Origin of the sequence: Pseudomonas sp. RHF3.3-3, from assembly GCF_048069595.1 — a bacterium.
Taxonomy (GTDB): Bacteria; Pseudomonadota; Gammaproteobacteria; order Pseudomonadales; family Pseudomonadaceae; genus Aquipseudomonas; species Aquipseudomonas fuscovaginae_B.
The window spans coordinates 2,950,800-2,972,562 of record NZ_CP182250.1 but is presented as its reverse complement, the minus strand read 5'-3'; the positions used below and the strand labels follow the sequence as shown (position 1 = coordinate 2,972,562).

Sequence of the window (21,763 nt, the reverse complement as noted above, 5' to 3'; positions counted from 1 at the left end):
GCATCACGCCCAGGGTTGCAGTTGCCAGCCATCGACGCCGGCCTGCAACCGTTCGGTCAGTTGGAGCCGATCGAGAAAACGCCGGTCATGGGACACCACCAGCAGCGCACCGTGAAACTGAACCAGCATGCTTTCCAGGGCCTGCAGCGACGGCAGGTCCAGGTGATTGTTCGGCTCGTCCAGCAACAGCAGCTGCGGCGGCTCGTCCGCGTAGAGCACGCTGGCCAGCGCCCCCTTGAGTCGTTCGCCACCGCTGAGCAGGCCGCTGGGCTGCATGACGCATTCGGCCCCCAGGCCCAACTGCGCCAGACGGCTACGCAACTCGCCTTCGCTCGAATGCCGATTCACCGCTCGCAACTGTTCCAGGATCGAACGCTGCGGATCGACAGCGGACAGGGCCTGGTCAAGATAGGCCAGCGTGCCATTGACCGTGAAGTCGCCGCCCACTGGCGGTAGCTGCCCAGCCAGGACCTTGAGCAGGGTGGACTTGCCGCTGCCGTTGCGCCCCACCACGCCGATCCGCTGCTGCCCATGCAGGACCAGGCTGAGCTGTCCCTGTACACGGGGCAGGCGCAGGTCGTCGAGGACCAGCACCCGCCGTCGCGCAACCTGCGCACTGACTGGCGCCTGCAGCACGACCGCCACCTCCTGCTCCACCGCGCGGGCCGCTTCACGCACCTGTTGCGCCAGGTTTTCACGTACCGCCGCCTGCTGGGCCTGCTGCTTGCCACGGGTGTTTTCACTGATGCCCTTGCGACGCCCCAACAGGATCGGCGCCTGGTTGGCCTGCCCGGCCTGCCGTTCGGCACGGGCCTGGCGCTGCTCCTGGCGCGCCTGCTGAAGCCGTAGGGCCTGCTCGGTACGCTTGCGTTCGAGCCGGGCGTGCTCCAGCTGGCGCACCGCCTCGTCGCGCTCGACGGCCTTCTGCTGCAGGTAAAAACTGTAGCCGCCGCCATAGCTGCGCAGGCCCAGGCTGGACAGTTCGACGATCCGGCTCATCTGCTCCAGCAGCTCCCGGTCATGGCTGATCACGATCAGGCCACGGGGCCAGCGCCGCAGTTGCTCCATCAGGGCCTGACGCGCAGGCCGATCGAGATGATTGCTCGGCTCGTCGAGGATCAGCGTCTGCGCATCCGACAGGCTGGCTCCCGCCAGCGCCACGCGCATCGCTTCGCCACCGCTCAGGCTGGCGACGGGACGGCTGATGTCCAGCCCCTTCAGGTCATGGCGCTCCAGTTCGGCCTGCAGTTGCTGGCGAATATCCCAGCGCTCGCCGACCTGGTCGTAATCGGCCGTATCGAGACCACCGGCTTCGATACGCTCCAGGGCTGCCAGCAGTTCCTGCACGCCGAGCAATTTCGCGATCGAGGCATGGGGGTCGAGCTGCTGGGCCAGATAGTGGACCTTGCCGCCACGCCGGCAATACCCTTCGGCCGGCGATAGCTGCCCCGCGAGCAGGCGTGCGAGCACGCTCTTGCCGACGCCATTGCGCCCGACAATCGCCGTCGGTTGTCCATCGAAGCGGGCATCGAGCCCGGAAAAAAGCACCCGGCCATCGGCCAGGACATAGGAAACGCTTTCCAGCGCCAGGTACGAATTCGTCATGCGAACTCCCATCAATGCCATGGACTCCACCCTGCAGCAGGGGGTGCGGAGACTGACCGTCGGAACAGACGGCGGCATCAATTGCGCATTGGACGAACACCTCGAAAAAAGCAATGGGCCGTCAGTATCACCGTGACCGACGCCCCCTGACAAGACTATGCCAACGCGCAGAAATCGCTGCGGCCGTCACAGGTGACCCGGATCGTCAAGGAAGGCGACGTCGGCACGCTCGCAGCCCCTGGGGCTGAACCACCGTTTCCAGGAGCTACAGCCACCAGCGCAAGAGGAAGAAGAACGCCATGCTCAGCAACATGCTGAGCAGCGTGTTGCGGGTATAAAGCACCAGGCCGACGGCCACCAGCGAACTGATCAGGTAGGGATTGTCCCACTGCAGGTTCAACTGCCGGTCCGGCATGAACACGATCGGCCCGCAGATCGCCGTCAGCATCCCCGGCACGGCAAAACCGAGAAACTGCCGGGCATTGCTGCTCAGGCGCAACGGCAGGCGCGGTTCGAGAAACACATAGCGGTTGAGGAACACCAGCAGCCCCATTCCGACAATCACGGCCCAGACCATCATTCACGCCCCCGATACAGCTTGTTGCAGACGAAACCCGCCGCCATCCCCGCCAGCCCCGACAGCACCAGCGCCGACCCCCACTGCCAGTAGCTGAACAGCACCGAACAGAACAGCGACACCGCCACGCACACCACCGTCGGCACGTTGCGTACCACCGGCGTGATCAGGGCGATGAAGGTGGCGGCAATGGAGAAATCCAGCCCCAGGTGTTCCAGCCCGGGAATGCTGCTGCCCAGCACGATTCCGGCCAGGGTGAACAGATTCCAGGCGATATAGAACGTCAGCCCCACCCCCAGCGCGTACCAGCGATCGAACTGGTGTCGGTCGTGCTGGCTGGTCAGGGCGAACAGCTCGTCGGTCAGCAGAAACCCCAGGCCAAGGCGCCAGCGTCCCGGCAGCGGCGCGATCACCGAGCGCATGCTCATGCCGTAGAGCAGGTGTTGCGAGGTCAGCAGCGCGGTGGTCAGCAGGATCGAGAAGATCCCCGCCCCGCCCTTGAGCATGCCGATAGCCACCAGTTGCGCGGCGCCGGCAAACACGATGCCGGAGAGCCCCTGGCCTTGCAGAGGGGTCAGATCGGCCTCGATGGCCATGGAGCCGGCCAGCAGCCCCCAGGGTGCGGTCGCCAGGGAAAGCGGCATGATCGCCACGGCACCGCGCAGGAATGCACTGCGGGGCAAGGAATGTTCGGACATGGAAGCTCGGACGTCAGTAAAGGGCTGCCGACTGTGGCAGGCCCTTTGCGCCGTGTCTTGAACAATCTTGCAACGCTGAGCGGCGCCAGCCGGCACCGCTCAGGATGCGAACCGCGCTCAGCGGATCGGCGGCAGACGTACCTTGCCGTCGCGGCACTGGGTTTTCACGCCCTTGCCGCACGACTCGAAACCCAGGTCCTTGTTCAGGCACACCCGGACTTCCGACAGTTGCGGACCGCTGCAACCCACCGTGACGCCATCGGCCGGCAGGCCCGGATTGCCCTGCTGGAACAGCTGGACGATTTCTGCGGCGGAGTACTCCCGGACGCTGGTCGACGGCTGCAGCTCATCGGGGATGTGCACCTTGCCCAGGGCCTGGTCGGTGGTCTGCAGGTAGCGGTCGGCGCCCAGGCCACTGCAGGTGCCGTGCTTGCTCCACTCATGTTCGAGCAGCTTGGCCGTCGGGAACATCGTGCTGCCCTGCTGGCGCTGGGCAGCCGTCAGCGGTGTCAACGGCGCACAGAACTGCGGCCAGCCGCCCTTGGCATACTGCGGCCAGAGTCCGTGGAGCACAAAGCCGTAACCCTTGCCCTTGCACTGTTCATTACCGGCATGGGTCAGGCAGAAGGTCGGCGACCACGACAGGCTCAGCAGGTAATAGTCGAACTCGCCAGCCTGCCCCTTCTGCCTGTTCTTTCCCGATGAAGACTGCTGATCCGCCTGTGCGCCGCCCATCGACAACATCAGCACGGCCAATACCACGCAAATCCACTTCATACTGACTCCCTGCTCCTGGTTAGGTTGGACATCGATCCCCGATGTCAATGATGGCTCTACACGAATCCCGTTAAATAAATTGTTAAGAAACCTTACAAAACAGTAACATTTGATACGATTATCCCTCGCCCGAACTTCTATCATGGCAGGCATCGCTTGACCTGCCCGGCCTGCTGGTTCGGGCAAACCGTCGCCCCGGACGGTTGCGCACCCGAACACGGTGCTTTCCTGGGTTCCAACGCGCCATCCGGCGCCCGCCACTACCTGCTGCAATCGCTCTAAGGGAGCCCCGGTTCATGAGTATCCGCAACATCCGCAAGAAAGTCGTCTCGCTCCTCTGGACGCTGGGCGTGCTTCTGGTCATCTACTGCTTCCCGAAAACCGTGTTCGGCTTCCTGGCGCTGGTGGTGATCTGCGGTATCTACGATTTCCTGCGCAATGGTATCTATACCGCCGAACTGGCGAAGAAATATTTCATCGGCAACGGCCGCAATACCTGGGTCCTGTCGCCGTTCAACACCCTGTTCGACCTGGTGAGCCGGCGCAACCGCGGCGTCTATCGCATGCAGGACCTGCCCGAAGACTGCCAGCGCGAGTTGCAGCAGGTCATCGACCGGGCCATGGACCACAAGGACGAGATCATCCAGTACCTCGACGGCCGCATGGCCCAGAACAAGCGCGGCATGCTGTTCTTCCAGTGGTACGGGCGCAAGATCGACACCGAACTGGACATCCGCGAACTGCAGCAGAAATTCCCCTATGTGAAGACCGTCGGCGTCTCGGTGTTCAACGCCAACCAGTCGACCTCGTTCCACTTCGGCCCGCTGCGCATGATGTTCCGCGTGCTCTACAACATGGCGCCGGCACCGCATCATGACGGTGTCTACATCCAGTGCCGCAAGGACAAGCACTTCTGGCATGACGACCCGTTGTTCATCTTCGACGACACCCTGCTGCATGCCTCGTTCAACAAGAACGACACCAAGCGCTACTGCCTGTTCATCGACATCGTGCGGCCGTCCCGCACGCCGTTCATCCTGCGCGGCGTGATCGCCGGCTTCGCCGGTGCGGTGTTCGCCCTGCGCCGGGTGTTCTACAAGAACTGGAAGCTGATCCAGTAAGCCCCACCCCACCCTGGGCGCCGCATATCCGCTCGCCCAGGGCCCTCCTGCACAAACACCACCTACATACCTGCCCGCCCCCGCTGCCTGACGGTGGAAAACGGCCCGGCCGAGGTCCGCCGGCATATCCAGACGGCCTTCAGCCGGGTCGGTTGCGAGGGATTGAGCGAGCGTGAGCACAAGACGGCGCACATACTGCCGCATGGCCATTGGGCGAAGGCCACGGCGAAGGAAATGAACAGTTCCCGCAGACCGTGCGCCTGCACCGCAAGAATTTCTATCTGAAGCCTTGAGGTGGGAGCCGGCCTGCTGGCGATCCGGACAACGCGGTTTTAAGCCCTACCGCGTTGAGGCCATCGCCAGCGACCGTCTCCTGAAGGGGGTGTTGGATCAGGAGGCCAGCGAGTAGATCAGCGCCGAAATCGATACCAGACCGACCAGCGTGACGAACACGTTGGACAGCTTGCCCGAGTACTGACGCATCGAGGGAACGCGGCGGATCGCATACATCGGCATCAGGAACAGCAACGCGGCGATGATCGGCCCACCCAGGGTCTCGATCATGCCCAGGATGCTCGGGTTCAGCGTTGCCACCAGCCAGCAGACCACCAGCATGAAGGCCGCCGTCATGCGGTCCAGGGCCTTGGCACCGGGCTTGCGGCCGCTCTTGATGATCAGGCCCTTGAGTCCTTCACTGGCACCGATGTAATGGCCCAGGAACGACTTGGCGATCGCCACGAAGGCAATCAGCGGCGCGGCGAAGGCGATGGTCGGGTTGCTGAAATGGTTGGCCAGGTACGACAGGATCGACAGGTTCTGCGCCTTGGCTTCGGCCAGTTGGGCCGGCGACAGGGTCAGCACGCAACTGAACACGAAGAACAGCACCATCACCACCATCAGCAGGTGGGCGCGGGACAGGATCTGGCTGCTGCGCTCTTCGGCGTGCGCCCAGTAACGGCGCTTCTGGTCCACGGCGAAGGCCGAGATGATCGGCGAGTGGTTGAACGAGAACACCATCACCGGAATCGCCAGCCACAGCGTGTGCAGCAGTGCCGACGGCTCCGGCAGGCTGCTGGCGGTGGCGAGAATACCGCCGTTCCAGTGCGGGATCAGGTACACCGCCAGAAGCGCCAGGGCGACGATGAACGGATAGACCAGCATGCTCATCGCCTTGACGATCAGTTGCTCACCACACCGTACCACCGCCAGCAGGCCGAGGATCAGCGCCAGGGACAGGATCGCCCGCGGCGGCGGCGCGATGTGCAACTGGTGTTCGAGGAAGCTGCCCACGGTGTTGGTCAGGGCGACGCTGTAGATCAGCAGGATCGGGAAGATCGCGAAGAAGTACAGCAGGGTGATCAGCGCACCGGCGGTCAGGCCGAAATGCTCCTCGACCACTTCGGTGATGTCCGAACCATCGCGCCCGGAGAGCACGAAGCGGGTCAGGCCGCGGTGCGCGTAGAACGTCATCGGAAACGCCAGCAACGCCAGGATCAGCAGCGGCCAGAAGCCGCCCAGCCCCGCATTGATCGGCAGGAACAGGGTTCCGGCGCCGATCGCCGTGCCGAACAGGCCCAGCATCCAGGTGGTGTCGTGGCGGCTCCAGCCGCTCAGTGCAGCGGGAGCCGATTCATAGCGTTGGTCGACGCTGTTGGCCTGGTCATTCATCCGGTCGAGTCTCCGTTAGCCGGTCATTACCACGCGACCGGGGCGGAAAACAGCTTATTGGCAGCGCCCCGGCCATAAGAGGGGCGCGATTGTCCGGGATAACGCTTGAGAAGCAAAGGGCTAGCTGAGCAACGGTTGCCTGTGCCGGGGTTTCCGGGGGCGTCTGTGCCGTTGCCTGACGGCCTGTACGCCCTGGTTGCGACCTGTCGTCACAGCGCTGAAAAGCCGTACGTTCCTTGAACTTGCCGGCAATAGCCCACGCAATCGCGCATGGAGCCTGGATCCACCCTGGCGCTCAACGGCGGGTTCGGATTAAGTTGCTGATTCAGCAGGAAAAATGGAAATTCCGATAAAAATACCCAGGGGCGCGCCCCGTCGGGCACCCGAAGGCGCTCTCCCCACCCGGCCCCGCAGAAGAATCGGCCTGTGGCGCCCAACTATTGATACACTGTAACAACCCATTTCATCCTCCCTTGCCAGTACCCTCCATGATCCCAGTGCAATGTCGTGTCTGTTTCACCGCCCTGCTCCTGCTGCTGGGCGGCTCGTCCGCCCTCGCCGATGACCTGATGATCACCTGGCCAGGCGACTGGGAAGTGCAGACCCTGCCACCCGCGCAAAACGCCGTGGGCGAGGTGATCAGCGGTCTGCGCCAGCGTGCGGTGAAGAACGATGCCAACGGCGACCCGCTGATGGTCATGGAACTGACCCAGTCCGCCCTCACGCCCGGGCATCAGGTCAACCTGCCCGGCGTGCTGCTGGAAATGCGCAAGGCGGTCCAGAAGAACTTCGTCGAGCGCGGTTTCATGAGCGTCTGCAACCGCATCCACGACAGCACCCTGGGCGGCATGCCAGCGGTGGAAACCACCTGCACCATCACCCAGAACGGCGGCCACGTGATGACCCAGACCCTGGTGGCCGCGGCGCGTGAGGGCAAGGCGTACTCCCTGCTGTACGCCGGCTCCGCGGATGGCTACAAGGCCCAGGAAGCGACCGTCAATGGCATCCGCGCCAGCCTGCACCTGGAGCCCTGAACCACGGCCTTCAACCGGCCAGGAAGCCTCGGGCCATGCCACTGGCGGCGATCACGATCAGCATGATCAGCAGCGCCTCGACATGGCTGAGCCGGGCGAACAGCCGGGCCCGGCCAATGTCGATATAGGCGCCCTTCTTCTGCGCGATGCGCCACTTGATCAGGCTGATCATCGGTGCCAGCTCCAGCAGCAGGACAATCACGAACAGCGTCAGCTTGAGGTGAAACAGCGGCTGGTGCAGGTAATAGTCACTGCCCTTCTCGAAACCGCCGAAGGCGCGCAGGCCGCCGGTGATCAGCAGCACCGCGGCACTGATCCCCCACAGGTTGTCCCAGACGAAGACCGGGCGCAGATCGGTCGCAGCGCTGCCGCCAAGACGCAACAAGGCACCACCCCGACCGAACACGGCGGCCAGGGCAATGCCGTAGGCCAGGAGGTGAAGAGCGGCCAGGAACCAGTGGACGAGCATGGTGGTGTCTCCATTGTTGGACACCACAGTTGTAGCTCACTCCCCCGATCTCTGCCGATGACTTCCTGCTGATGAGCGCCTGTAGGAGCCGGCGGTGCGGCGATCCGACTTGCCCGCGAAGCTTTCAGCGACCTCAAGGGCCTCTTCGCGGGCAAGCCCTGCTCCTACAGCGGGTCCTTCGTACGCATTTCGGTGTACGACTCCATCATCTCAAGGCAACAGAATCACCTTCTCGCTGCTGCCCTGGTTGACCTCGGCATAGCGCGTCGGCCCTTCGGCCAGCGGCGATTCGCGCAAGCCCGACGGCAGCTCCAGCAGCCCCTCATCGAAGAAACGCCCGAACTGTTCGAGCATCCGCGCGCAGGCCGCAGTGCCATAGAGCAGCGAATTGATCCCGACCACCGAGCCCCCCTTGCGATACAGCGCCAGCGCCGGCAATTGCACATGCCCGTCGACCGGTGCGGCGATGATCGCGATACGGCCGAATGTCGCCAAGGCACCGACCGCCGCCGGCAGCCAGAAGCCGGTGGTATCGAAGATCACCTCGGCCCCTCCGGGGAACACGCCATTGACCGAGGCTGCCAGGTCTTCGGGCTGGCCCAGCACGACCGTCTCGAACCCCCGCGCCTGCAACGCCAGGGCCTGCTCCGGCCGACGGACTGCCGCCAGCACCTGCGCCCCACGGATCTTCGCCAGGGCGATCGCCGCACTGCCGACCGCGCCATTGGCGCCGATGACCAGCAGCCGGGTCCCGGCCTTCACCAGGCTACGCTCCAGGGCATCCCAGGCGGTGGTGTACGGCACACCGAGGCTGGCCGCCTGGGCAAAGCTCAAATGCGCCGGCTTGCGCGCCACCCCCTCGGCCGGCAGGGTCAGGTACTGCGCATGGGAACCGTCGCCGGTGAAGCCCAGCTCCTTGCCGGTGCCCCAGACTTCCTGGCCGAGCAGCGCCTGCGGGCCCTCGACCACCACTCCGGCGAAGTCCCGCCCGGGTACCCGCGGCAAGGTGGTGTAGGAAAAACGACCCAGTACGTTCTTCACATCGCTGGGGTTCAGGCCGGCAGCCTTGACCTGTACCAGCACCTCGCCGGCGGCGGGCACGGGCATGGGCAGGTCGACCCATTGCAGGGCGCAAAGATCACCGGTTTTCGAAAATTGCAGAGCTTTCATGGAGTGCGTATCCAGATAGGGAACGGAAAGGGGTTCAGGACAACCAGCCAGCCACCAGTTGCTTGCCCAGCGGCCAGGCCTTCTCGCCCAACTGCATGCCGAGCAAGCCCACCAGGGCCACCGCGGGAGGCGCCGGGGAACGGAAATCGAGCCCGCCGTACAGCAGCCCGACGGCAAGACCGATAACGAGAGAAATCAGGTAGCTCATGATGAAATCCAGGCTCCGAAAGGGAATGCCTGCAGTTTATGGCCGACAAACACGGGCTGTCGGCCAAAGGCTTCTGGATATCGGTCAAGCGAGGGAGAAAGGGGTTCAGTTCACCGGGTAATGCGAGGGCGAGATGCCCAGGGCCCGACGGAACATGTCGCTGAAGCTGCTGGGCGAATACCCCAGCGACCGGGCGATGCGGCTGACCGGTACGCCCTGGATCAGCTCGGCCACTGCGGTCGCCAACTGCACCTGGCGCCGCCATTCGGCGAAGCCCATGCCCAGTTCCGCCTGGAACAACCGCGCCAGGGTGCGCACGCTGGCCCCGGCGGTCTCGGCATGCTGGTCGAAGGAAATCGCCAGCGACGGGGCACTCATCACCGCCTGGCACACCGTCAGCAGGCGCCGGTCGCTGCCGGAAGGCAGGGCGATCTTCAACATCGAACGCCGCGCCCGCCGCAGCTCCAGCAGGGCCAGGCGGGTCAGTGCGTCGTAGTACTCGCCCTGGGTCTCGTCGGCCTGCGCCACCAGGCCGATGATCAATTCGCGCAGCAGGCCGCCGACCTCGATCACCTGCACCGTGCTTTCCAGCGTCGCGGCCAGGGCCGGACGCAGGTAGATGTTGCGCATCTGCAGGTCCGACACCACCCGGATCCCGTGGGAGACGCCCGGCGGCAGCCAGACTGCCCGCTGCGGCGGCACCGCCAGGGCCTCATGGGGCGTCTCGACCCACATCACCCCGGACATCGCATACAGCAACTGCCCCCAGGCATGCTCGTGGGGCTCGATGAACAAGCCCCGCGGGTAGGTCCGTGCCAGCGGTTGCACCGGCCGGTCGGTGTCACTCAGGTCGGGCGGCGCGGCCAGGGCCATGGTCAGCCCGCGACAGGCGTACGCAGGGTGACGAATTCTTCGGCCGCCGTCGGGTGCACGCCGATGGTTTCGTCGAAGTCACGCTTGGTCGCCCCGGCCTTCAGCGCAATCCCCAGCCCCTGAATGATCTCGCCAGCGTCCGGTCCGACCATGTGGCAACCCAGGACCTTGTCGCTACGGGCATCCACCACCAGTTTCATCAGGGTTTTCTCCTGGCAATCGGTCAGGGTCAGCTTCATCGGCCGGAAGCGGCTCTCGAAGATCGTCACCTCATGGCCCTGCTCCCGCGCCTGCTCCTCGGTCAGGCCGACGGTACCGATGTTCGGCTGGCTGAACACGGCGGTGGGGATCAGCTTGTAATCGACCGGGCGATACTGCTCGGGCTTGAACAGCCGCCGGGCGACGGCCATCCCTTCAGCCAGGGCCACCGGCGTCAATTGCACACGGCCGATCACGTCGCCCAGGGCGAGGATCGACGGTTCGCTGGTCTGGTACTGCTCGTCGACCTGGATGAAACCCTTCTTGTCCAGTTTCACCCCGGTGTTTTCCAGGCCCAGGTTGTCCAGCATCGGACGCCGCCCGGTGGCGTAGAAAATACAGTCGGCCACCAGCTCGCGACCGTCCTTGAGGGTGGCCTTGAGGCTGCCATCGGCCTGCTTGTCGATACGTTCGATATCGCTGTTGAACTGCAGCGTCAGGCCCTGCTTGGTCAGTTCCTCGGCCAGGTGCTTGCGCACCGCGCCATCGAAGCCGCGCAGGAACAGGTCGCCGCGATACAGCAGCTGGGTCTCGGCGCCCAGGCCGTTGAAGATGCCGGCGAACTCCACGGCGATGTAGCCGCCACCCACCACCAGGATGCGCTTGGGCAGTGCCTTGAGGAAAAACGCCTCGTTGGAACTGATGGCGTGCTCATGCCCCGGAATGTCGGGGATCTGTGGCCAGCCGCCAGTGGCGATCAGGATGTGTTTGGCGCTGTAGCGCTGGCCGTTGACCTCGACCTGATGCGGGTCGACCAGCTTGCCATGGCCTTCGAGCAGGGTGACGCCGCTGTTGACCAGCAGGTTGCGATAAATGCCGTTGAGGCGGTTGATTTCCTTGTCCTTGTTGGCGATCAGGGTCGCCCAGTCGAAGTTCGCTTCGCCCAGGGACCAGCCAAAACCCTTGGCCTGCTCGAAATCCTCGGCGAAGTGCGATCCGTAGACCAGCAGCTTCTTGGGTACGCAACCGACGTTCACGCAGGTGCCGCCCAGGTAGCGGCTTTCGACCACCGCCACCTTGGCTCCGAAACCGGCGGCAAACCGCGCCGCCCGCACACCGCCGGAACCGGCGCCAATCACAAACAGATCAAAATCGTAGGCCATGTCTATCTCCTCGGCAGGCACACAGCATACTCGCTGTAGCCTCTCAGGTCAGTTAGCCATTACATAAGGGCGCATAACAAAAAAGCCACCCGAAGGTGGCTTTTTCTGGAACGCTACGAAGCTGAAGGCGCTTAGTAGGCCTTGCCAGTCTTGTAGAAGTTCTCGAAGCAGAAGTTGGTCGCGTCGATATAGCCTTCGGCGCCACCGCAGTCGAAACGCTTGCCCTTGAACTTGTAGGCAATCACACAACCGTCCTGGGCCTGCTTCATCAGGGCGTCGGTGATCTGGATCTCGCCCCCCTTGCCCGGTTCGGTCTGCTCGATCAGGTTGAAGATGTCCGGCGTCATGATGTAGCGACCGATGATCGCCAGGTTCGACGGCGCATCTTCAGGTTTTGGCTTCTCGACCATGTTGCGTACGCGGTACAGGTCATCACCGATCAGGTCGCCGGCGATCACACCGTACTTGCTGGTTTCCTGCGGGTCGACTTCCATGATCGCCACGATGGTGCAGCGGTACTGCTTGTACAGCTTGACCATCTGCTTGAGGACGCCGTCGCCTTCCAGGTTGACGCACAGGTCGTCCGCCAGCACTACCGCGAACGGCTCGTCGCCGATCAGCGGACGACCGGTCAGAATGGCGTGGCCCAGGCCTTTCATTTCGGTCTGGCGGGTGTAGGAGAACGAGCACTCGTCCAGCAGGCGGCGGATACCGACCAGGTATTTCTCCTTGTCGGTGCCCTTGATCTGGTTTTCCAACTCGTAGCTGATGTCGAAGTGGTCTTCCAGCGCGCGCTTGCCGCGGCCGGTGACGATCGAGATCTCGTTCAAGCCAGCGTCCAGCGCTTCTTCGACGCCGTACTGGATCAGTGGCTTGTTCACCACCGGCAGCATTTCTTTGGGCATGGCCTTAGTCGCTGGCAGGAAGCGAGTACCGTAACCGGCTGCTGGGAACAAGCATTTCTTGATCATATGAGTCCTTAAAAAGGGCGGTGTGTACGAGTTTCGGCGCAGTCTAATCAGGCGGCGGTCACCTTACAATGCCCCGCTGATAGCATCCTGACGCCAACATAGAGAAAAACGACGGCAGATAGTTCCAAGGCATCGACAAATAGTCTGACGCCCGGTATTCGAGGCGACTGATGAGCCCCTCCTGCCCCACCTTCAAAACCCTGATTCTAGCTGCTGATAGCGGCTCGCGCCGGGTTCTGCGCTATCATCGTGACATTTCCCCAACCAGTGAGACGAAGCGATGTCGGCAGCGAAGAAAGTGAACGGTTACCTGATTACCCAGGCCACCGATGGCCAATGGTGGGTGGCCGGTGTCGACGGCGAGCAGATTGCCGGGCCGTTCGCGACCGAGGCCCTGGCCAGTGAAGTGGCCTCGGTGTTCGAGGATACCCCCGCCCCAACGGCCAAGCGCCGCTAAAAATAAAGGGCTGAACGACATGAAGGGTTTTCTGGCATTGCTCGCGGTACTGGCCCTGGCGGGATGCGCAACGGCCTCCAAAACCTACCTGGACAACGGCCAGCAAGGCCTGGAAATCGATTGCTCCGGCGAAGCGATGTCCTGGGCCAAATGCTACGAAAAGGCCGATGACTCCTGCGCGGGTACCGGCTACACCATCGTCGGCACCGATGGCACGCCGCAGCCGAAGGAAAGCGACAAGACCCTGGGCGTGGACGTCGGCAACTTCAAGAGCCGCACCGTGGTCGTGATCTGCAAGTGACCGGCGTGGGCGGGCCGGCCTCAGGGCTGGCCTGAAATGCAGCGGGTCGCCGCATCGAGCACCGCGCTGGAACGCAGCGGGTTGTTCGACATGCTTTCATAGAGGCGGATGCTGCTGCCCCCCGAACGCTCCTCGATATCGAGCAGGGCCGCCGGCGAACTCGACAGACGATCGCGCACCACCATCCTGATCCCGCTCTTGTGCGGGGTCAGCAACGAAGGACCGCGGCTCTTGTTCAGAATCGTGTCCACACAGTTGGCATATTCATTGGGCTTCTTGCCCGAAATCACATTCAGCGTCGGCGGTGTCTGCTGGATTTCCGAAACACTTGCACATCCGCCCAACGCCAACATCGCAGCGACCCAAGCGCCCCACTTCATGAAAAACCCTCCAATAAAGACGCTCCGACAGCATCAATGCGATTTTTCTCCGTTGCGAAGAGGAATTTAATCCAACTTTTATGGCGACAAGCCGGTGTAATCCGTCAGACTTGTCACCCTACCCGCAGAATCCATCCATCGCAGCGATAAAACCAGGCTGCGCCACATGCTATCTTTTTGATTTTGTAGAAAAAGCCTTCTGGAGGCGGTCATGAAATTCATCCACCAGCGCGAGCACCTCAACGAAGACGACATCGTCGTGATCGAATGCTCCCAGACCTGCAACATCCGCCTGATGAGCGACGCCAACTTCCGCAGCTTCAAGAACGGCGGCCGCCACACCTACCACGGCGGCGCCTTCGACACCTTCCCGGCCCGGATCACCGTGCCCAGCACCGGTTTCTGGAACATCACCCTGGACACCGTGGTGACCAAGCGCGCCATCAGCGTCACCCGCAAGCCGAACCTCAAGCATTCGATCCGCATCATCCGTCGCTCCGCCTCGAAGCTGCGCTGAATCTCCCCTTTCCTTTTAGTGAGTGGAATGACCGTGACTACCAAATACGTCATCAAGTACACCCTCAACGGTGAACGCCGTTTCGAGTTCGCCCAGTTGGAGAACGGCACAGAGGCCGAGGCCCGTGCCGCGCTGGAAGCCGTGCATGGCAAGGACGATGTGATTGCCGACGTGAAAGTCAGCAAGGCGCTGTAAGCGCCGCGCCGGACAATGCCGCGAGCAGCGCATGACCCTTGATCTGTTTGCCGACGACGAACTGCGCCAACCCGAACGCCACGAGCGGATCGGCGAGCAATCGTGGGTGCTGCGCGGCTTTGCCCTGCCCCGGATCGAGCAACTGCTCCCGGCCCTGCGCGAGGTGTTGCGCCAGGCGCCGCTTCGGCAGATGGTCACCCCCGGCGGCTTCACCATGTCGGCCAGCCTGAGCAGTTGTGGCCGTTGGGGCTGGACCAGTGACCGCGACGGCTATCGCTACAGCGCCGTCGACCCGCAAAGCGGCCAGCCCTGGCCGGCGATGCCCGAGGTGATTCGGCAGTTGGCCGTCGACGCCGCCAGGGCAGCGGGTTTCGAAGACTTCGAACCCGATGCCTGCCTGATCAACCGTTACGTGCCGGGAGCGAAGATGTCCCTGCATCAGGACCGCAACGAGCGCGATCTCGGCGCCCCGGTGGTCTCGGTCTCGCTGGGGCTGCCGGCGATGTTCCTGTTCGGCGGCCACGAACGCGCCGACAGGAGCCAGCGCATCCCGCTGCTGCACGGCGATGTGGTGGTCTGGGGTGGCGTCGACCGCCTGCGCTTTCACGGCATCCTGCCGGTCAAGGACGGTCACCATCCAGTACTGGGGGCCCAGCGCATCAACTTCACCCTGCGCCGTGCCGCCCTCAACGGTTGACGTCCACCACCACTCGTCCACGCACGTGCCCGGCGAGTAGGCGCGGCGCGACCTCCAGGGCTTCCTGCAGACCGATTTCGTGACTGATCAATGCCAGTTGCTGGAGATCGAGGTCACTTGCCAGGCGCTCCCAGGCCAGGATGCGCTGCGCCCTGGGCTGGGTCACGCTGTTGATCCCGGCCAGGGTCACGCCACGCAGGATGAACGGCGCCACCGTTGCCGGAAAGTCCATGCCCTGGGCCAGGCCGCAGGCGGCGACGGTGCCATTGGCGCGGGTGCTCGCACAGACATTGGCCAGGGTATGGCTGCCCACCGAATCGATGGCGGCGGCCCAGCGTTCCTTCGCCAGCGGCTTGCCCGGTTGCGACAGGGTCTGGCGATCGATGATCTCGGCGGCGCCCAGCCGTTGCAGATAATCATGCTCGCAGGTGCGCCCGGTCGAGGCCACCACCCGATAACCGAGCCGGGCCAGCAGCGCCACGGCAAAGCTGCCGACACCACCGTTGGCGCCGGTCACCAGCACTTCGCCCTGGTCCGGCGTCAGGCCATTGCGCTCCAGCGCCAGGATACTGAGCATCGCGGTGTAGCCGGCGGTGCCGACGGCCATGCTCTGCGCCGGGGTAAAACCCCTGGGCAGCGGGATCAGCCAGTCGCCGCTGAGCCGGGCCTTCTGCGCCAGGCCGCCCCAATGCCCTTCGCCGACACCCCAGCCATTGAGCAGCACCCAGTCGCCGGCCTGATAGTCGGCATGACTGCTGTGCTCCACCGTCCCCACCAGGTCGATGCCCGGCACCATGGGGAAACTGCGCACCACCGGGCTGGCCCCGGTGATCGCCAACCCGTCCTTGAAGTTCAGGGTGCTGTAGGCCACCCGCACCGTCACATCGCCTGGCGGCAATTGTGTTTCGTCGAGAGAGGCCAGATTGGCCCGGTAACCGCTTTCGTCCTTTTCGATCAGGATGCCGCTGAACATGCTCACCTCCAATTTAGACCGATCGTCTAGAAATAGTCCTGAAAAAACTACCGCGCCAGGCTGCCCATGAACCCCTGCATGAAGGTCTCCAGCGGAGCCTCGCTTCCCACCAGCCGGGCCCGCAGTACCGCGCCTTCCCAGCCGATCCAGAAGAAACTCGCCAGGGCCGGACAATCGGCGGTCACCGCCAGCTCACCGGCCTGTTGCGCCGCCTGCAGGCAAACGCTCAGGCGCTGCTCCCAACTGCGCAGCACCGCCTCCAAATGCTCACGGTAGCTGTCCGGCAATTGGGTCACTTCCTGGCCCAGGTTGCCCACCAGGCAGCCGCGGCGAAAAGCGTGTCGGGCCATGCCGGCCTTGGCCTCATCGACGAAACCGCGCAGACGCTGCAAGGGCGACAGCGATTCGTCCAAAAACCAGCGGTCGAGCTTGCGCGCGAAGTAGCCGGCGTAATTGGCCAGCACCGCCTGGCCAAACGCTTCCTTGCTGTGGAAGTAGTGATAGAACGAGCCCTTGGGCACCCCGACCCGCTTGAGCACGACATCGATACCGGTGCTCATGAAGCCTTGTTCGGTGAGGATTTCCGTGCCACAGCGCACCAGCAGCTCGCGGGTCTGCTGGTGTTCCCGAGGCACCTTCGGCGGGCGGCCGGGCTTGCGTGGCACAACGTTGCGGGTCGTCATGGGAACAATATAGACCGATCGTCTCAAAAATGCATCCGACCCGGGTCGTGATATCGGCTCGATCGACCAGGCCGAGGCTTTCGCAACGCTACCGAGCCTGCTCAGGCGCAGAAGTCACTGGCCTGGCCGATGGCATTCCTGATACAAACCTGTGCTGTTCCCGTCGCCATTCCCTTATCTGCCCGGAGAGAAGTCGTCATGAGCAACTGGCCCGACACCCGTCTGCTTGAGCTGTTCGGCATCCAGCAACCGATCATCCAGGGCCCCCTGGCGGGGGTGACCACGCTGGCGATGCTGGTGGGGGTCGCCAGGGCCGGCGGCCTGGCCTCCCTGCCCGCCGCCATGCTGACCGCCGAACAGATCCGCCAGCACACCGAGGCGTTTCGCCGCGCGGTCCAGGCTCCCCTGAACATCAACTTCTTCTGCCACCCGATGCCCACCCCGGACCCGGAGCGGGAAAAGCGCTGGAAGGAACGCCTGGCGCCCTACTACCGCGAGCAGGGCCTGGACTTCAACGCCCCCACACCGGTGTCCAGCCGTGCGCCCTTCGACGAAGGCAGTTGCCAACTGGTGGAAGAACTGCGTCCGGAGATCGTCAGCTTCCACTTCGGCCTGCCGCCCCAGCCCATGCTCGACCGGGTCAAGGCCACCGGCGCGACCCTCGTCGGCTGCGCCACCACCGTGGATGAAGCCCTCTGGCTGCAGGAACGCGGCTGCCACGCGATCATCGCCATGGGGGTCGAGGCCGGCGGCCATCGCGGCATTTTCCTGAGCAACGACCTCAACACCCAGGTCGGCACCATGGCCCTGGTTCCGCAGATTGTCGACGCGGTGAAGGTCCCGGTGATCGCCGCCGGCGGCATCGGTGATGCACGGGGCATCGCGGCGGCCTTCATGCTCGGCGCGAGCGCGGCGCAGTTGGGCACCAGCTACCTGTTCACCCCGGAGGCGAAGGTCTCGGCGTCTCACCACCAGGCGCTGCGCACCGCCAAGGAAAGCGAGACGGCCCTGACCAACCTGTTCACCGGCCGCCCGGCGCGCGGGATCATGAACCGGGTCATGCGCGAACTGGGACCGATCAGCGACATGGCGCCGGCGTTCCCGCTGGCCGGCGGCGCGCTCATGCCCCTGCGGGCCAAGGCCGAGGCGGACTTCAGCAACCTGTGGTCGGGCCAGGCCCTGCGGCTGGGGGTGCAATTGCCTGCCGAGGAACTGACCCGGCAACTGGCGCAGCAGGCACTGGCCAGGTTGCAGGGCCGCTGATCGTGGGGGGATGGCCCACTCGCCATGGCCATGAAATCGCTATATATTTCCCTATATAGCGTTTCATCCCAGCCGGCGCCGCACACGTCCTATAACAAGCGACGCCCGTCCCACCCCTTGAACGGAGCCGCTTCATGATCACTCGTGCCTCACGCCTTGCCCCGACCTGCCTCGCCGCCCTGCTCGGCGTGTTCGCCTTCGCCCCGGTCCAGGCCGCCGAAGTCCAGGTGGCCGTCGCCGCCAACTTCACCGCGCCGATCCAGGCGATCGCCAGCGACTTCGAGAAAGACACCGGGCACAAGCTGATCGCCGCCTACGGCGCCACTGGCCAGTTCTATACCCAGATCAAGAACGGCGCGCCATTCGAAGTGTTCCTCGCCGCCGACGACACCACCCCGGCCAAACTGGAGAAGGAAGGCGACATCGTGGCCGGCTCGCGCTTCACCTACGCCGTCGGCACCCTGGCCCTGTGGTCGGCCAAGGACGGTTACGTCGATGCCAAAGGCCAGGTGCTCAAGGACAATCACTACCAGCACCTGTCCATCGCCGACCCGAAGGCCGCCCCCTACGGCCTGGCCGCCACCCAGGTCCTGGCCAAGCTGGGCCTGACCGACAAGGTCAAGGACAAGCTGGTCACCGGCCAGAACATCACCCAGGCCTACCAGTTCGTGTCCACCGGCAACGCCGAGCTGGGCTTCGTCGCCCTGTCGCAGGTCTACAAGGACGGCAAGCTCACCAGCGGTTCGGCGTGGATCGTCCCGGCCGACCTGCATGAAGCGATCAGGCAGGACGCGGTGATCCTCAACAAGGGCAAGGACAATGCCGCCGCCAAGGCGCTGGTGGAATACCTGAAGGGCCCGAAAGCCGCGGCCATCATCCACGCCTATGGCTACGCCCTGTAAATGCCGCTCGACAGTACCGACTTCGCCGCGATCTGGCTGACGCTGAAACTGGCGTCGCTGACCACGGTGATCCTGTTGCTGGTCGGCACCCCCATCGCCCTGTGGCTGTCGCGCACCCGATCCTGGCTGCGCGGGCCGATCGGCGCGGTGGTGGCCCTGCCGCTGGTGCTGCCGCCGACGGTAATCGGCTTCTACCTGCTGCTGGCCTTCGGCCCTCACGGTTTCATCGGGCATTTCACCCAGGCCATCGGCCTGGGCACCCTGACCTTCAGCTTCACCGGCCTGGTCATCGGTTCGGTGATATACTCGATGCCGTTCGTGGTCCAGCCGCTGCAAAACGCCTTCAGCGCCATTGGCACCCGCCCGCTGGAAGTGGCCGCGACCCTGCGCGCCAACCCCTGGGACACCTTCTTCAGCGTGATCCTGCCGCTGGCGCGTCCCGGTTTCATCACCGCCGCGATTCTCGGCTTCGCCCACACCGTCGGCGAGTTCGGCGTGGTGCTGATGATCGGCGGCAATATCCCGGACCGGACCCGCGTGGTTTCGGTCCAGATCTACGACCACGTCGAGGCCATGGAATACCTCCAGGCCCACTGGCTGGCCGGCGCCATGCTGGTGTTCTCCTTCCTTGTCCTGCTGGCGCTGTACTCGAGCAGAAAAACCAGGATGGGCTGGAGCTGAGCCATGACCGCCTCGATACAGACCCGCCTGAAACTGCACTACCCGGGCTTCGCCCTGGATCTGGACCTGCGCCTGCCCGGCCGCGGTGTGACCGCGCTGTTCGGCCCCTCGGGTTCGGGCAAGACCACCTGCCTGCGCTGCCTCGCCGGCCTGGAAAAAGCCCCGCAGGCCTTCATCCAGGTCAACGACGAAATCTGGCAGGACAGCGACCGCCAACGCTTCGTGCCCCCGCACAAGCGCGCCCTGGGTTACGTGTTCCAGGAAGCCAGCCTGTTCCCGCACCTCTCGGTGCGGGCGAACCTGGAGTTCGGCCTGCGCCGCATTCCCCGGGCCCAGCGGCGGGTGGACATGAGCCAGGCCTGTGAGCTGCTGGGCATCAGCCACCTGCTGGAGCGTCACCCGCAACACCTCTCCGGCGGCGAACGCCAGCGTGTCGGCATCGCCCGGGCGCTGCTCACCAGCCCTCGCCTGCTGCTGATGGACGAACCCCTCGCCGCGCTCGACAGCCAGCGCAAGAACGAGATCCTGCCGTACCTGGAACGCCTGCATGACGAGCTGGATATTCCGCTGCTCTACGTCAGCCATTCCCAGGACGAGGTCGCCCGCCTGGCCGATCACATCGTCCTGTTTTCCGCCGGCAAGGCGCTGGCCAGCGGGCCGATCGGCACCACCCTGGCGCGGCTCGACCTGCCCCTGGCCCTGGGCGACGACGCCGGCGTGGTGATCGCCGGCCAGGTCAGCGCCTACGACCCGCACTATCAGCTCGTGACCCTGCAACTGCCCGGCAGCCCATCGAACATCCGCGTGGCGCACACCCCGCAGGCCATCGGCAGGCAATTGCGCTGCAAGGTCCAGGCGCGCGACGTCAGCCTCAGCCTGCAGGTGGAAGAACACAGCAGCATTCTCAACCGCCTGCCGGTCACCGTCACCGGCGAAACCGCCGCGGACAACCAGGCCCATGTGCTGGTGCGGCTGGATGCCGACGGCACCCCGCTGCTGGCGCGGATCACCCGCTACTCGCGCGACCAGTTGCAACTGCGGACCGGCCAGCGGCTCTGGGCACAGATCAAGGCGGTGGCGGTACTGGCCTGATAAAAGGCACCTCCGGGCACGGCCGCGGTCAATCGGTCATACCGTCTGATTCTCCTTCAAGGACGCCGCCATGCCCGATGCTTCAGCCCCCGCCGAGCTGTCACCCGACCTGCATTACGTCGACGACACCCAGCCAGGTATCCGCCGCAGGAAATGGCGCAAGCGGTTCGCCTATTTCAATGCCGAGGGCGAGCGCATTCGCGACCCGCAGGAGATCCGCCGCCTCGACGCCCTCGCCGTACCCCCGGCCTACACCGACGTGTGGATCTGCGCCGATCCGCAAGGCCACCTGCAAGCCACCGGGCGCGATGCCCGGGGCCGCAAGCAGTACCGCTATCACCCGCGTTGGCGGGAGATCCGCGATCAGGACAAGTACGCCCGGCTGCTGGCCTTCGGCAAGGCGCTGCCCAAGTTGCGGCAACAGTTGCAAACGATCCTGGCGAAACCGGGGTTCAACCGCGACAAGGTCATGGCCACGGTGATCAGCCTGCTCGACACCACCCTGATCCGCATCGGCAACAGCCGCTACGCCCGGGAGAATCGCTCCTACGGCCTGACCACCCTGCGCAACCGGCATGTCGCGATCAACGGCAGCGCCATCGTCTTCCAGTTCCGTGGCAAGAGCGGCGTCGAGCACCGGGTCACGGTCAGGGACCGGCGCCTGGCCACGGTACTCAAGCGCTGCCTGGAACTGCCCGGCCAGCACCTGTTCCAGTATCTGGACGAAAACGGCGAGCGGCATGTCGTCAGCTCCTCGGACGTCAACGCCTGCCTGCAGGAACTGACCGGTGCCGATTTCACCGCCAAGGACTTCCGCACCTGGGCCGGCAGCGCCATGGCCCTGACGGTGCTGCGTGAACTGCACTGGGAACCGGAGGCCGAGGCCAAACGGCAGATCGTCGAAACGGTCAAGAGCGTCGCCAGGCAGTTGGGCAATACCCCGGCCGTGTGCCGCAAGTGCTACATCCATCCCGGCGTCCTCGAGGCCTTCGTCCTCGGTGAGCTGGCCAGCTTGCCCAAGCCGAGGCTGCGCAAGGGCCTGCACCTGGAGGAAGTCGGCCTGGCGATGTTTCTGCAACGCCAGGCGTGA

At 64.4% G+C, this 21,763-nt stretch carries 26 protein-coding genes; 12 read left to right on the top strand and 14 right to left on the bottom strand.

The window, feature by feature from the left end:
- Positions 1-3: 3 nt before the first annotated feature.
- From ACMGT0_RS13680 to ACMGT0_RS13665, 4 genes are all read right to left on the bottom strand, one after another.
- On the bottom strand, positions 4-1,605 hold the full coding sequence (locus ACMGT0_RS13680) for an ABC-F family ATP-binding cassette domain-containing protein (protein WP_416773021.1): 1,602 nt from the start codon (positions 1,603-1,605) through the stop codon (positions 4-6).
- Positions 1,606-1,870: 265 nt separating this feature from the next.
- Positions 1,871-2,182: an AzlD domain-containing protein gene (locus tag ACMGT0_RS13675; RefSeq protein ID WP_162491338.1), complete on the bottom strand. Its 312-nt coding sequence runs from the start codon at positions 2,180-2,182 to the stop codon at positions 1,871-1,873.
- Positions 2,182-2,880 carry an AzlC family ABC transporter permease gene (locus ACMGT0_RS13670; RefSeq protein ID WP_054062589.1) on the bottom strand — a complete coding sequence of 233 codons (699 nt, stop codon included), beginning with the start codon at positions 2,878-2,880 and terminating at the stop codon, positions 2,182-2,184. The genes ACMGT0_RS13675 and ACMGT0_RS13670 overlap by 1 nt, the downstream gene beginning before the upstream one ends.
- Before the next feature lie 117 nt (positions 2,881-2,997).
- Positions 2,998-3,657: a ribonuclease T2 family protein gene (locus tag ACMGT0_RS13665; protein WP_054056455.1), complete on the bottom strand. Its 660-nt coding sequence runs from the start codon at positions 3,655-3,657 to the stop codon at positions 2,998-3,000.
- Between the two features lie 296 nt (positions 3,658-3,953).
- Here ACMGT0_RS13665 and ACMGT0_RS13660 point away from each other — a divergent pair, with 296 nt between their 5' ends.
- Entirely contained in the window at positions 3,954-4,778 is an 825-nt protein-coding gene (locus ACMGT0_RS13660; RefSeq protein ID WP_054056454.1) for an aspartyl/asparaginyl beta-hydroxylase domain-containing protein, read from the top strand.
- 390 nt (positions 4,779-5,168) lie between these two features.
- On the opposite strand, the gene ACMGT0_RS13655 is transcribed toward ACMGT0_RS13660, so the two are convergent.
- Entirely contained in the window at positions 5,169-6,446 is a 1,278-nt protein-coding gene (locus tag ACMGT0_RS13655) for a serine/threonine transporter (RefSeq protein ID WP_416773018.1), read from the bottom strand.
- Positions 6,447-6,934: 488 nt separating this feature from the next.
- Between ACMGT0_RS13655 and ACMGT0_RS13650 the strand changes: the two genes are divergently transcribed.
- On the top strand, positions 6,935-7,480 hold the full coding sequence (locus tag ACMGT0_RS13650) for a DUF4946 domain-containing protein (RefSeq protein ID WP_054056452.1): 546 nt from the start codon (positions 6,935-6,937) through the stop codon (positions 7,478-7,480).
- A gap of 10 nt (positions 7,481-7,490) precedes the next feature.
- Here ACMGT0_RS13650 and ACMGT0_RS13645 read toward each other — a convergent pair whose 3' ends face one another.
- The 6 genes from ACMGT0_RS13645 to galU form a co-directional block, all read right to left on the bottom strand.
- On the bottom strand, positions 7,491-7,949 hold the full coding sequence (locus ACMGT0_RS13645) for a DUF2214 family protein (RefSeq protein WP_416773016.1): 459 nt from the start codon (positions 7,947-7,949) through the stop codon (positions 7,491-7,493).
- A 210-nt stretch (positions 7,950-8,159) separates the two neighbouring features.
- Positions 8,160-9,119: a quinone oxidoreductase family protein gene (locus ACMGT0_RS13640; RefSeq protein ID WP_054062591.1), complete on the bottom strand. Its 960-nt coding sequence runs from the start codon at positions 9,117-9,119 to the stop codon at positions 8,160-8,162.
- 34 nt (positions 9,120-9,153) lie between these two features.
- Complete coding sequence (locus ACMGT0_RS13635) at positions 9,154-9,327, bottom strand: DUF1427 family protein (protein ID WP_017906538.1); 174 nt, start codon at positions 9,325-9,327, stop codon at positions 9,154-9,156.
- A gap of 105 nt (positions 9,328-9,432) precedes the next feature.
- A complete protein-coding gene (locus ACMGT0_RS13630; protein WP_416773014.1) occupies positions 9,433-10,200 on the bottom strand; it encodes an AraC family transcriptional regulator in 768 nt (255 codons plus the stop codon).
- Between the two features lie 2 nt (positions 10,201-10,202).
- Positions 10,203-11,561 carry a glutathione-disulfide reductase gene (gene gorA, locus ACMGT0_RS13625; protein WP_054059650.1) on the bottom strand — a complete coding sequence of 453 codons (1,359 nt, stop codon included), beginning with the start codon at positions 11,559-11,561 and terminating at the stop codon, positions 10,203-10,205.
- Between the two features lie 131 nt (positions 11,562-11,692).
- Positions 11,693-12,532, bottom strand: coding sequence for a UTP--glucose-1-phosphate uridylyltransferase GalU (galU, locus tag ACMGT0_RS13620; protein ID WP_054059651.1), 840 nt, complete (start codon positions 12,530-12,532; stop codon positions 11,693-11,695).
- 280 nt (positions 12,533-12,812) lie between these two features.
- On the opposite strand from galU, the gene ACMGT0_RS13615 reads away from it, so the two are divergent.
- Both ACMGT0_RS13615 and ACMGT0_RS13610 read left to right on the top strand, forming a co-directional pair.
- A complete protein-coding gene (locus ACMGT0_RS13615; RefSeq protein WP_192842751.1) occupies positions 12,813-12,989 on the top strand; it encodes a hypothetical protein in 177 nt (58 codons plus the stop codon).
- 19 nt (positions 12,990-13,008) lie between these two features.
- The gene (locus ACMGT0_RS13610; RefSeq protein ID WP_054059652.1) at positions 13,009-13,290 is read left to right on the top strand and encodes a hypothetical protein; all 282 of its coding nucleotides are present in this window, start codon (positions 13,009-13,011) and stop codon (positions 13,288-13,290) included.
- A gap of 20 nt (positions 13,291-13,310) precedes the next feature.
- On the opposite strand, the gene ACMGT0_RS13605 is transcribed toward ACMGT0_RS13610, so the two are convergent.
- Entirely contained in the window at positions 13,311-13,670 is a 360-nt protein-coding gene (locus ACMGT0_RS13605; RefSeq protein ID WP_054059653.1) for a hypothetical protein, read from the bottom strand.
- Between the two features lie 211 nt (positions 13,671-13,881).
- Here ACMGT0_RS13605 and ACMGT0_RS13600 point away from each other — a divergent pair, with 211 nt between their 5' ends.
- The 3 genes from ACMGT0_RS13600 to alkB are packed head-to-tail and all read left to right on the top strand — an operon-like array spanning position 13,882 to position 15,079.
- The gene (locus ACMGT0_RS13600) at positions 13,882-14,187 is read left to right on the top strand and encodes a DUF1883 domain-containing protein (protein ID WP_017906757.1); all 306 of its coding nucleotides are present in this window, start codon (positions 13,882-13,884) and stop codon (positions 14,185-14,187) included.
- A gap of 33 nt (positions 14,188-14,220) precedes the next feature.
- On the top strand, positions 14,221-14,382 hold the full coding sequence (locus tag ACMGT0_RS13595) for a hypothetical protein (protein WP_162491336.1): 162 nt from the start codon (positions 14,221-14,223) through the stop codon (positions 14,380-14,382).
- Positions 14,383-14,413: 31 nt separating this feature from the next.
- Entirely contained in the window at positions 14,414-15,079 is a 666-nt protein-coding gene (gene alkB, locus ACMGT0_RS13590; RefSeq protein WP_054059654.1) for a DNA oxidative demethylase AlkB, read from the top strand.
- Here the strand turns inward: alkB and ACMGT0_RS13585 are convergent.
- A complete protein-coding gene (locus ACMGT0_RS13585) occupies positions 15,069-16,052 on the bottom strand; it encodes an MDR family oxidoreductase (protein ID WP_416773009.1) in 984 nt (327 codons plus the stop codon). The genes alkB and ACMGT0_RS13585 overlap by 11 nt on opposite strands.
- Positions 16,053-16,099: 47 nt before the next feature.
- Positions 16,100-16,735 carry a TetR/AcrR family transcriptional regulator gene (locus tag ACMGT0_RS13580; protein ID WP_416773007.1) on the bottom strand — a complete coding sequence of 212 codons (636 nt, stop codon included), beginning with the start codon at positions 16,733-16,735 and terminating at the stop codon, positions 16,100-16,102.
- A 198-nt stretch (positions 16,736-16,933) separates the two neighbouring features.
- On the opposite strand from ACMGT0_RS13580, the gene ACMGT0_RS13575 reads away from it, so the two are divergent.
- The 5 genes from ACMGT0_RS13575 (at position 16,934) to ACMGT0_RS13555 (ending at position 21,763) form a co-directional block, all read left to right on the top strand.
- Entirely contained in the window at positions 16,934-17,998 is a 1,065-nt protein-coding gene (locus ACMGT0_RS13575; RefSeq protein ID WP_054059656.1) for an NAD(P)H-dependent flavin oxidoreductase, read from the top strand.
- Between the two features lie 134 nt (positions 17,999-18,132).
- Positions 18,133-18,900 carry a molybdate ABC transporter substrate-binding protein gene (gene modA / locus ACMGT0_RS13570; protein ID WP_054059657.1) on the top strand — a complete coding sequence of 256 codons (768 nt, stop codon included), beginning with the start codon at positions 18,133-18,135 and terminating at the stop codon, positions 18,898-18,900.
- Complete coding sequence (modB, locus tag ACMGT0_RS13565; protein ID WP_054062596.1) at positions 18,901-19,581, top strand: molybdate ABC transporter permease subunit; 681 nt, start codon at positions 18,901-18,903, stop codon at positions 19,579-19,581.
- Between the two features lie 3 nt (positions 19,582-19,584).
- The gene (gene modC, locus ACMGT0_RS13560; protein WP_054059659.1) at positions 19,585-20,673 is read left to right on the top strand and encodes a molybdenum ABC transporter ATP-binding protein; all 1,089 of its coding nucleotides are present in this window, start codon (positions 19,585-19,587) and stop codon (positions 20,671-20,673) included.
- 70 nt (positions 20,674-20,743) lie between these two features.
- Positions 20,744-21,763 (top strand): DNA topoisomerase IB, encoded by a 1,020-nt coding sequence (locus ACMGT0_RS13555; protein WP_416773004.1) that lies wholly within the window; start codon positions 20,744-20,746, stop codon positions 21,761-21,763.

Bases quoted from the DNA above. Each gene is read 5' to 3' on its own strand.
- ACMGT0_RS13635 (WP_017906538.1), bottom strand. From the start codon at position 9,327: ATGAGCTACCTGATTTCTCTCGTTATCGGTCTTGCCGTCGGGCTGCTG.
- alkB (WP_054059654.1), top strand. From the start codon at position 14,414: ATGACCCTTGATCTGTTTGCCGACGACGAACTGCGCCAACCCGAACGC.
- ACMGT0_RS13555 (WP_416773004.1), top strand. From the start codon at position 20,744: ATGCCCGATGCTTCAGCCCCCGCCGAGCTGTCACCCGACCTGCATTAC.
- ACMGT0_RS13610 (WP_054059652.1), top strand. From the start codon at position 13,009: ATGAAGGGTTTTCTGGCATTGCTCGCGGTACTGGCCCTGGCGGGATGC.
- modA (WP_054059657.1), top strand. From the start codon at position 18,133: ATGATCACTCGTGCCTCACGCCTTGCCCCGACCTGCCTCGCCGCCCTG.
- gorA (WP_054059650.1), bottom strand. From the start codon at position 11,561: ATGGCCTACGATTTTGATCTGTTTGTGATTGGCGCCGGTTCCGGCGGT.
- ACMGT0_RS13640 (WP_054062591.1), bottom strand. From the start codon at position 9,119: ATGAAAGCTCTGCAATTTTCGAAAACCGGTGATCTTTGCGCCCTGCAA.
- ACMGT0_RS13630 (WP_416773014.1), bottom strand. From the start codon at position 10,200: ATGGCCCTGGCCGCGCCGCCCGACCTGAGTGACACCGACCGGCCGGTG.
- ACMGT0_RS13675 (WP_162491338.1), bottom strand. From the start codon at position 2,182: ATGGTCTGGGCCGTGATTGTCGGAATGGGGCTGCTGGTGTTCCTCAAC.
- ACMGT0_RS13585 (WP_416773009.1), bottom strand. From the start codon at position 16,052: ATGTTCAGCGGCATCCTGATCGAAAAGGACGAAAGCGGTTACCGGGCC.
- ACMGT0_RS13655 (WP_416773018.1), bottom strand. From the start codon at position 6,446: ATGAATGACCAGGCCAACAGCGTCGACCAACGCTATGAATCGGCTCCC.
- ACMGT0_RS13660 (WP_054056454.1), top strand. From the start codon at position 3,954: ATGAGTATCCGCAACATCCGCAAGAAAGTCGTCTCGCTCCTCTGGACG.
- modB (WP_054062596.1), top strand. From the start codon at position 18,901: ATGCCGCTCGACAGTACCGACTTCGCCGCGATCTGGCTGACGCTGAAA.
- galU (WP_054059651.1), bottom strand. From the start codon at position 12,532: ATGATCAAGAAATGCTTGTTCCCAGCAGCCGGTTACGGTACTCGCTTC.
- ACMGT0_RS13665 (WP_054056455.1), bottom strand. From the start codon at position 3,657: ATGAAGTGGATTTGCGTGGTATTGGCCGTGCTGATGTTGTCGATGGGC.
- modC (WP_054059659.1), top strand. From the start codon at position 19,585: ATGACCGCCTCGATACAGACCCGCCTGAAACTGCACTACCCGGGCTTC.
- ACMGT0_RS13575 (WP_054059656.1), top strand. From the start codon at position 16,934: ATGAGCAACTGGCCCGACACCCGTCTGCTTGAGCTGTTCGGCATCCAG.
- ACMGT0_RS13605 (WP_054059653.1), bottom strand. From the start codon at position 13,670: ATGAAGTGGGGCGCTTGGGTCGCTGCGATGTTGGCGTTGGGCGGATGT.
- ACMGT0_RS13670 (WP_054062589.1), bottom strand. From the start codon at position 2,880: ATGTCCGAACATTCCTTGCCCCGCAGTGCATTCCTGCGCGGTGCCGTG.
- ACMGT0_RS13600 (WP_017906757.1), top strand. From the start codon at position 13,882: ATGAAATTCATCCACCAGCGCGAGCACCTCAACGAAGACGACATCGTC.
- ACMGT0_RS13580 (WP_416773007.1), bottom strand. From the start codon at position 16,735: ATGACGACCCGCAACGTTGTGCCACGCAAGCCCGGCCGCCCGCCGAAG.
- ACMGT0_RS13680 (WP_416773021.1), bottom strand. From the start codon at position 1,605: ATGACGAATTCGTACCTGGCGCTGGAAAGCGTTTCCTATGTCCTGGCC.
- ACMGT0_RS13615 (WP_192842751.1), top strand. From the start codon at position 12,813: ATGTCGGCAGCGAAGAAAGTGAACGGTTACCTGATTACCCAGGCCACC.
- ACMGT0_RS13645 (WP_416773016.1), bottom strand. From the start codon at position 7,949: ATGCTCGTCCACTGGTTCCTGGCCGCTCTTCACCTCCTGGCCTACGGC.
- ACMGT0_RS13650 (WP_054056452.1), top strand. From the start codon at position 6,935: ATGATCCCAGTGCAATGTCGTGTCTGTTTCACCGCCCTGCTCCTGCTG.